This is a genomic window from Ramlibacter sp., from assembly GCF_028292805.1.
Taxonomy (GTDB): Bacteria; Pseudomonadota; Gammaproteobacteria; order Burkholderiales; family Burkholderiaceae_C; genus Ramlibacter.
This window is the reverse complement of sequence record NZ_JAQGLS010000110.1, coordinates 1-8,592: the sequence shown is the minus strand read 5'-3', so window position 1 is coordinate 8,592 and position 8,592 is coordinate 1. Positions and strand designations below refer to the sequence as shown.

Annotated in this window: 7 protein-coding genes and 1 pseudogene; 2 read left to right on the top strand and 6 right to left on the bottom strand. The window is 70.4% G+C overall.

The annotated features are described in order from the left end of the window. Positions 1 to 309: pseudogene (locus JWP65_RS06415) on the bottom strand (ABC transporter); the annotation flags it as partial. Positions 310 to 548: 239 nt separating this feature from the next. Between JWP65_RS06415 and cphA (JWP65_RS06410) the strand changes: the two are divergent. After that, positions 549 to 2,738, top strand: coding sequence for a cyanophycin synthetase (gene cphA, locus JWP65_RS06410; RefSeq protein WP_299761630.1), 2,190 nt, complete (start codon positions 549 to 551; stop codon positions 2,736 to 2,738). Next, a complete protein-coding gene (gene cphA, locus JWP65_RS06405; RefSeq protein ID WP_299761628.1) occupies positions 2,735 to 5,290 on the top strand; it encodes a cyanophycin synthetase in 2,556 nt (851 codons plus the stop codon). Before cphA (JWP65_RS06410) ends, cphA (JWP65_RS06405) begins: the two co-directional genes overlap by 4 nt. 7 nt (positions 5,291 to 5,297) lie before the next feature. Here the strand turns inward: cphA (JWP65_RS06405) and JWP65_RS06400 are convergent, their stop codons facing one another. The 5 genes from JWP65_RS06400 to JWP65_RS06380 all read right to left on the bottom strand — a co-directional run. Then, positions 5,298 to 5,912, bottom strand: a complete 615-nt coding sequence (locus JWP65_RS06400; RefSeq protein ID WP_299761625.1) for a 2'-5' RNA ligase family protein — start codon at positions 5,910 to 5,912, stop codon at positions 5,298 to 5,300. Further along, complete coding sequence (gene guaA, locus JWP65_RS06395; protein ID WP_299761622.1) at positions 5,909 to 7,522, bottom strand: glutamine-hydrolyzing GMP synthase; 1,614 nt, start codon at positions 7,520 to 7,522, stop codon at positions 5,909 to 5,911. Before guaA ends, JWP65_RS06400 begins: the two co-directional genes overlap by 4 nt. Position 7,523: 1 nt before the next feature. Next, positions 7,524 to 7,940, bottom strand: a complete 417-nt coding sequence (locus tag JWP65_RS06390; RefSeq protein WP_299761619.1) for a type II toxin-antitoxin system VapC family toxin — start codon at positions 7,938 to 7,940, stop codon at positions 7,524 to 7,526. Continuing rightward, positions 7,927 to 8,238 (bottom strand): type II toxin-antitoxin system Phd/YefM family antitoxin, encoded by a 312-nt coding sequence (locus JWP65_RS06385; RefSeq protein ID WP_299761616.1) that lies wholly within the window; start codon positions 8,236 to 8,238, stop codon positions 7,927 to 7,929. Before JWP65_RS06385 ends, JWP65_RS06390 begins: the two co-directional genes overlap by 14 nt. Before the next feature lie 95 nt (positions 8,239 to 8,333). Then, positions 8,334 to 8,592 (bottom strand): IMP dehydrogenase (locus tag JWP65_RS06380; protein WP_299761613.1); only part of this gene is annotated, 259 nt, incomplete at its 5' end.

Below are 8,592 nucleotides of genomic sequence, written 5' to 3'. Positions count from 1 at the left end.
CGCCTGGTCGTCCGGCGCATGGACGTGGCCGGCCCGGCGCGCCTGCAGCCGCTCGAACGCGACCGCCAGCGCCCGCGCCGCCGGTGCCTGGGCCATCGTGCAACGCCACTGCGCCAGCCGCCGGCTGGCGTCCACCAGCTCGATGCTGCACACGCCCGCATGGTCTTGGTGGCGCAGCCCGTGCTGCGCCGCGAGTGGCCAGTGCGCGACCTCCCCGGCCGTGTCGACGGCCAGCAGGCGCAGCTCCGTCAGCACCAGTCCGCCGCGGCAAGCGAAGCGCAACTGCCGGTCGAGGTCAACCGGCAGCATGGCCAGAACGTTCTCACCGGCAGCGAGATGGGAAGACAGGTCCGGCAACCATTCGGCGACCGGGCCCGCGGGCAGGACTGTGGGATGCGACATGAACAATCGAAAACCCGGCCACAGCGGCCGGGCCGCCGATTCTCTCGCATGCGCCTGCCGGCGGCGTCGGCAACACACCATCGTGGCAGGCCTTGGCCGCGCCGCAGGCACAATTCCTTCCCGCTCCGGGGCCCCGCCCCTTCACCATGACACCCAAGTACGACATCCGGCTGCTCCGCATCAACTACCTGCGCGGGCCGAACATCTGGACCTACCGCGCCGCGCTGGAGGTCTGGCTCGCCCTCGGCGCGCTGGAGGACCACCCTTCCCAGCTGCTGCCCGGGCTCACCGACCGCCTGCTGGTCCTGCTGCCCAAGCTGGTGGACCACCACTGCGGCGTGGGCGAGCCGGGCGGATTCGTCGCCCGGTTGCGCGACGGCACCTGGGCCGGCCACATCCTGGAGCACGTGGTGATCGAACTGCTGAACCTGGCGGGCATGCCCACCGGCTTCGGCCAGACCCGAAGCACTTCGCAGCGCGGGGTCTACCGCATGGTCTTCCGGGCCCGCGACGAACAGGTGGCGCGGGTGGCGCTGGCACAGGGCCACGCGCTGCTGCTGGCGGCGATCCACGACGAACCGTTCGCGGTCGGGCCGGCGGTCGACGCGGTGCGCGCGCAGCTGGACGACTGTTATCTCGGCCCGAGCACGGCGGCGATCGTCGAAGCGGCCACCGACCGCCGCATCCCGCACATCCGGCTGAACGCGGGCAACCTCGTGCAGCTGGGGTACGGCGCCCGCCAGCGCCGCATCTGGACCGCCGAGACCGATCGCACCAGCGCCATCGGTGAAGGCATCGCGCGCGACAAGGACCTCACCAAGCAACTGCTCGCCGCCTGCGGTGTCCCGGTGCCCGAGGGGCGGGTCGTGCATTCGCCGGCCGAGGCCTGGGAGGCGGCCCGGGACATCGGGCTGCCGGTGGTCGTCAAGCCTTCCGACGCCAACCACGGCCGCGGCGTCTCGCTCGAACTGGAGCAGCAGCCCGAAATCGAGGCCGCGTTCGGCATCGCCGATGCCGAGGGCAGCGAAGTGCTGGTCGAACGTTACGTCCGCGGCAACGAGCACCGGCTGCTGGTGGTGGGCGGCAAGCTCGCGGCCGCGGCCCGCGGCGAAAGCCTGTGGATCATCGGCGACGGCCGCGGCACCGTCGCTGGTCTGATCGACAGCCAGCTCAACACCGACCCGCGCCGCGGCGAAACCGAAGACCTGCCGCTGGAAACCATCCGGCTGGAGCGGGAACCGGCGATCCGCCTGCTGCTGCAGCGCCAGGGCCTGGACGGCGACAGCGTTCCCGCCGCCGCACGGCGGGTGCTGGTCCAGCGCAATGGCAACACCGCCTTCGACTGCACGCACGACGTCCACCCCGAGGTGGCCGCGATGGCCGTGCTGGCCGCCAAGGTGGTCGGACTGGACATCGCGGGCATCGACGTGGTTGCGCAGGACATCGCCACGCCGCTGCAGGCACAGGGCGGCGCCATCGTCGAAGTCAATGCCGGTCCCGGCCTGCTGATGCACCTCAAGCCAGCCGCCGGCATGCCGCAGCCGGTGGGGCGGGCGATCACGGACCACCTGTTCGCCAATCACGAAAGCGGTCGGATCCCCATCGTGGGCGTGGCCGGCACCCGCAACACCCAGGTGGTCGCGCGACTGGTCGCCTGGCTGCTGCACCTGCGCGGCACGCCGGTCGGGCTGGCCTGCCGCGACGGATTGTTCCTGGAGAACCGGCGCGTCGAGGCGACGGACTCGGCCCACTGGGAAGCCGGCCAGCGCCTGCTGATCAACCGCCGCATCGAGGCCGCCGTGATCGAGAACGGCCCGCTGGCCATCCTGAACGACGGGTTGGCCTACGACCGCTGCGAGGTCGGCATCGTGACCGACCTGGGCGGCGCCGAAACGCTGGAACGGCACGACATCCGCGAGCCGGGCCAGATGGACAAGGTGCTGCGCACGCAGCTCGACGTGGTGCTGGACCACGGCGCCGGCGTGCTGCATGCGGCCGACCCGGCGGTGGCCGCGCTCGCGCCGCTGTGCGACGGCGAGGTCATCTTCTACGCCACCGACCGGCAGGCCGCCCCGCTGGCCACGCACCTGGCCGCCGGCGGCCGTGCCGTCTGCCTGAACGGCCGCACCGCCGAACTGCTGCGCGGCCCTGGCGCGCCGCAGCATGCCGTCGAACTCCCAGACTGGGCAGCGGCGCCGGACCAGGGGCAAGCGGTGCTCGCCGCCCTGGCGGCGGCCTGGGCCCTGGGTGTCGCGCCAGCCCTGATGGGTGCCGGCGTCGACACCTTCGAGACCGAACTCGCGCGCAGCAACAACACCGACAAGAGCCACCGATGAAAGTCTCCCGCATCCGCGCGCTGCGCGGTCCCAACCTCTGGAGCCGGCATACCTCCGTGGAGGCCGTGGTGGCCTGCGAGCCGTCCGAACTGTCCATGGCGGCCATGCCCGGCTTCGAAGCACGGCTGCGCCGGCGCTTCCCCGCCATTGGCGTGCTCCAGGCCGATGGTTCTCTGGCCCATGCGCTGGAACACGCAGCGCTCTCGCTGCAGGCCCAGGCGGGCTGCCCCGTGACCTTCAGCCGCACCACGGCGACGCCGGAGCCCGGCGTGCACCAGCTGGTCGTGGAGTACAGCGAAGAAGCGGTAGGCCGGATGGCGCTCGAGCTGGCCGAACAGCTGCTGCGCGCCGCCATCGACGACACGCCGTTCGAACTCGATGCCGCCCTGGCAGCGCTGCGCGCCAAGGACGAAGACCTCCGGCTGGGCCCCAGCACCGGCTCCATCGTGGCGGCCGCCGTGGCGCGCGGCATTCCCTACCGGCGCCTGACCGAAGGCAGCCTGGTCCAGTTCGGCTGGGGCTCGCGGCAGCGCCGGATCTGGGCGGCCGAAACCGATGCGAGCAGCGCGGTGTCGGAGGCCATCGCCCAGGACAAGGACCTGACCAAGAAACTGCTGGCCGCCGCCGGCGTGCCGGTGCCCATCGGCCGCCCGGTCGCGGATGCCGACCAGGCGTGGCAAGTCGCCCTGGAGATCGGCCTGCCGGTGGTGGTCAAGCCCCAGGACGGCAACCAGGGCAAGGGCGTGACGGTCAACATCGTCGGCCGCGACCACTTCGCCATCGCCTACCAGGCCGCGGCCGAGTACGGCGAGGTGATGGTGGAGAAGTTCCTGCCCGGTTGCGACTACCGCCTGCTGGTCGTGGGCAACCGGCTGGTGGCGGCCGCGCTGCGCGATCCGCCGCACGTCATCGGCGATGGCCAGCACAGCGTGCAGCAGCTGGTGGACCAGGCCAACGCCGACCCGCGGCGCGGCGACGGCCATGCCACCCCGCTGACGAAAATGCGGGTCGACGCCATCGCCGTGGCGCGGCTGCAGGTGCAGGGGCTCACGCTCGACGCGGTGCCGGACAAGGGCCGGCGCGTCGTGCTGCGCAACAACGCCAACCTGAGCACCGGCGGGACCGCCTCCGACGTCACGGACGACGTCCACCCGGAGGTGGCGGCGCGCGCCGTTGCGGCGGCCCAGATGGTCGGCCTGCACATCTGCGGGGTCGACGTGGTCTGCGAGAGCGTGCTGCGGCCGCTGGAAGAACAAGGCGGCGGGGTGATCGAAGTCAATGCCGCACCCGGCCTGCGCATGCACCTGTCGCCTTCCTACGGCAAGGGCCGCAACGTCGGCGAGGCGATGATCGGCGACCTGTTCGCCGCCGGCGACGATGGCCGCATTCCCGTCGTGGCCGTGACCGGCACCAACGGCAAGACCACCGTCACGCGATTGGTCGCGCACCTGTTCGCCAGCGCCGGGCTGCGCGTGGGCATGACCAACACCGACGGCGTCCACGTGGCCGGCCGCCAGACCGACAGCGGCGACTGCAGCGGCCCGCGCAGCGCCCGCAACGTGCTGCTGCACCCCGAAGTCGACGCCGCCGTGTTCGAGACCGCGCGCGGCGGCATGCTGCGCGAAGGCCTGGGCTTCGACCGCTGCAGCACGGCCGTCGTCACCAACATCGGGGCCGGTGACCATCTGGGCCTGAACTACATCACCACGGTCGAAGACCTCGCGGTGCTCAAGCGCGTCATCGTGCAGAACGTCGCCGCCACCGGCTGGGCCGTCCTCAACGCCGCCGACGCCATCGTGGCCGCCATGGCGTCGGTCTGCCCGGGCAAGGTGATCTTCTTCGCCGCCGACTGCCACCACCCGGTGCTGGCGACGCACCGGGCGCAAGGCGGCCGGTGCGTCTTCGTCGACGGCGACCACGTGGTGGCCAGCGAGGCCGCCTGGCGCGAAAACCTGCCGCTGCGCGACATCCCGCTGACGCGCGGCGGCCGCATCGGCTTCCAGGTGGAGAACGTGATGGCCGCCGTCGGCGCGGCCTGGGCGTCCGGCCTCGGCTGGGACGCGGTCCGGCGCGGACTGGCGGGCTTCGTCAACGACGCGCACAACGCACCCGGCCGCTTCAACGTGATGGCGTACCGGGGCGCCACGCTGATCGCCGACTACGGCCACAACCCCGACGCCATGCGCGCGCTGGTGGCGGCGGTCGAGACCATGCCGGCCAAGCGGCGCTCGGTGGTGATCAGCGGGGCCGGCGACCGCCGCGACGACGACATCCGGGAGCAGACAGAAATCCTGGGCCGCGCCTTCGACGACGTGATCCTGTACCAGGACGCGGCGCAGCGCGGGCGCGCCGACGGCGAAGTGGTGGCGCTGCTGCGCGGCGGCCTCGAAGGCGCCGCGCGCACCCGCTACGTGACGGACATCCGCGGTGAGTTCGCCGCCATCGACCACGCGCTGGAGCGGCTGGCGCCAGGCGACCTGTGCCTGGTCCTCGTCGACCAGGTGCAGGAAGCGCTGGAGCACCTGGCCAAGCGGATCGCCGAGGCGGGTTGAGCGCCGGTCAGTCGCCCAGCGGCCAGCTGCGCAGCACTTCGTGCCGCGACAAGCCGATATGGCTCCTGACCAGCGAGAAGCCGGTGCAGCGGAATGCCAGCGGCTCGATCGGTGTGCGCGCCACGCGGTGCCGCGGGTCGTAGCCCAGGGTCAGGTGCGGCTCGTAGGGCAGCGGCAGCTTCAAGCCCTGGTCCGCCAATGCGCAACCCAGGGCGGTGCGCAGCGCGCGCACGGCATCCAGCCCGCCCCCACCCAGCAGCACGAAAGGCCCGCTGGGCGCATCGAAGGTCATGGCCGCGTCGAAGCGGGCATCGAAGGCGGGCAGGCGCACGGCATCGGCCGCGGCGCTGGCCGCGGCCAGCGTGTCGGCGGCGAGGTCGTCATGGCCGACCAGGTCCAGGGTGACGTGCAGGCGATCAGGGCCCGTGCGCTTGCCGGTCACGCCGTGCAGCGCCATCAGGCGCGCGGCGACAGCGTCGATCCGCGCGGCATCGGCAGCCCCTGGCCGCAGCGCGAAGAACCACGTGTGGCGGGGCTGGGCCGGCGCCGTGCGCGGTTGCCGCACCGGTGGGGCGGCCGGCAGCACGTCGCCGAACAGGTCGTACTCCGGCACGCCGTTCACTCCCACTCGATGGTCGCCGGCGGCTTGCTGCTCACGTCATAGGTGACGCGATTGATACCGCGCACCTCGTTGATGATGCGGCTCGACACCTTCTTCAGCAGCGCATACGGCAGTTCCGCCCAGTCGGCCGTCATGAAGTCGCTGGTCTGCACGGCGCGCAGCGCCACCACGTAGTCATAGGTGCGGCCGTCGCCCATCACGCCCACGCTCTTGACCGGCAGGAACACGGCGAAGGCCTGGCTGGTGAGGTCGTACCAGGTCCGGCCGGTGGACTCGTCACGGAAATTGCGCAGTTCCTCGATGAAGATGGCGTCGGCGCGCCGCAGCAAGTCGGCGTACTCCTTCTTCACCTCGCCGAGGATCCGCACCCCCAGGCCGGGGCCCGGGAACGGATGACGGTACACCATCTCCGGCGGCAGGCCCAGGGCCACGCCAAGCTCACGCACTTCGTCCTTGAACAGGTCGCGCAGCGGCTCCAGCAGCTTGAGCCCCAGTTGCTCCGGCAGGCCACCCACGTTGTGGTGGCTCTTGATGGTCACGGCTTTCTTGCTCTTGCCGCCACCGGACTCGATCACGTCCGGGTAGATCGTGCCTTGCGCCAGCCAGGCCACATGCCGGGAGTGCGTCTTCTTGATCTCCGCCGCTTCGGCCTTGAACACCTCGACGAACTCGCGGCCGATGATCTTGCGCTTGGCTTCCGGGTCGCTGACGCCCGCCAGCTTGCCCAGGAACAGCTTGGCGGCATCCACCCGCACCACCTTGGCATGCAGCCGGCCGGCGAACATCTCCATCACCATGTCGCCTTCGTTCAGGCGCAGCAGCCCGTGGTCGACGAACACGCAGGTGAGCTGGTCGCCGATCGCGCGGTGGATCAAGGCCGCGGCGACGGATGAATCCACCCCGCCGGAAAGCCCCAGGATCACCTCCTCGGTGCCGACCTGCTTGCGGATGGCCTCGACCGCTTCCAGCACGTGGTCGCGCATGACCCAGTCGGGCCTGGCCTTGCAGATGTCGCGCACGAAGCGGTTGAGGATCGCCCTGCCCTGCACGGTGTGCGTGACTTCCGCGTGGAACTGGATCCCGTAGAAACGCCGCGTCTCGTCGGCCATGCCGGCGATGGGGCAGCTTTCGGTGGACGCCATCAGCTTGAAGCCGGGCGGCATCTCCACCACCTTGTCGCCATGCGACATCCACACGTTCAGCATGCCGTGGCCTTCCGGCGTGGTGTAGTCGGCGATCTCGCGCAGCAGCTCGGTGTGACCGCGCGCGCGCACGGCCGCATAACCGAACTCGCGCTTGTGGCCGCCTTCCACCATGCCCCCGAGCTGGTGCGCCATCGCCTGCATGCCGTAGCAGATGCCCAGCACCGGCACCCCGAGTTCGAAGACGGCTTGCGGCGCCTTGTCGGTGGTGTCCTCGTAGATGCTGGCGTGGCTGCCAGACAGGATCACGCCCTTGAGCCGGCCGTCGCGCGCGTATTCGCGCACCCATTCGTCGCTGACGTCGCACGGGTGCACTTCCGAATAGACGTGCGCCTCGCGCACGCGGCGGGCGATCAGCTGCGTGACCTGGGAGCCGAAATCGAGGATGAGGATCTTGTCGTGTTGCATGTCAGGGCAGGTCCGTGATCAGGGGATGGTCCATCTTCAGGCAGGCGCGCTGCAAGGCGCGGTCCATGGTGACCAGAGGGGCTTTGAGGTCGACCGCGACCTTGAGGTACGCGGCGTCGGAGGGAGTGAGCTGGAGCGACTGGGACCAGTTCCAGTATTCCAGCGGCGAGATCCGCGTCGGGGCCAGCGAGACCGGCAAGCGGCTCAGCAGCCTCAGCACGTGCTGGTGGGCGCTGGGTGTGAAGCGTCCGCGGCTCAGGGCCTTGCCGGCCGCTTGCAGCGCTTCGAGCGGGAAGATGGCCGCGCTCGTGGCGCTCTCTTCCTCGGTCATCACCCGGATGAGCGCCTGCGACACCTTGTCGCCGCCCTCGTCCGGAAAGGCCCAGCTGGCGAAGGCCGATGCATCAACGACCAGCATCGGGTGCCTTGGGCTGGTCGGTCCATGGTTCGCCGCGGCCGTCGAGCTCGCGCTTGTGCTCTTCCCAGAGCTCCTGGAAGCCGGGGTTGCCTTGGCCGACCTTGGCGCGCAGCGCCTGCAATTCGGCCACGATGGCCTGCCGGCGCGCTTCGATGCTCGGCTGCTCCGTCTCCGGCTCCTTGATCAGCCGGATCACACGCTTGCCGTGCCGGGTGAGGACGACCTCTTCGCCCTGCTCCACCGCCCGGATCAACTCCGAAAGCTGGCTCTTGGCTTGGTGTATCGGGACGGTCTGCATGAGTTCTGGCCTGAATTGGAGAGACTATGGCCATATTTTATCAGTGCGAATGAAAAAGGGCCAGAAGATTCTGGCCCTTTTCTCCCTCGCGACCGTCACTCCGCCCGGTAGTTCGGCGCTTCCTTGGTGATCTGCACGTCGTGGACATGGCTTTCACGCATGCCGGCCGCCGTGATCTGGACGAACTCCGCCTTCGAGCGCATGTCTTCGATGGTCGCGCAGCCGCAGTAGCCCATGCTGGCCCGCACGCCGCCGGCCATCTGGTACACGATGGCCACCAGCGAGCCCTTGTACGGCACCCGGCCTTCGATGCCTTCCGGCACCAGCTTGTCCGCGTTGGGGTTGCCGGTGGTC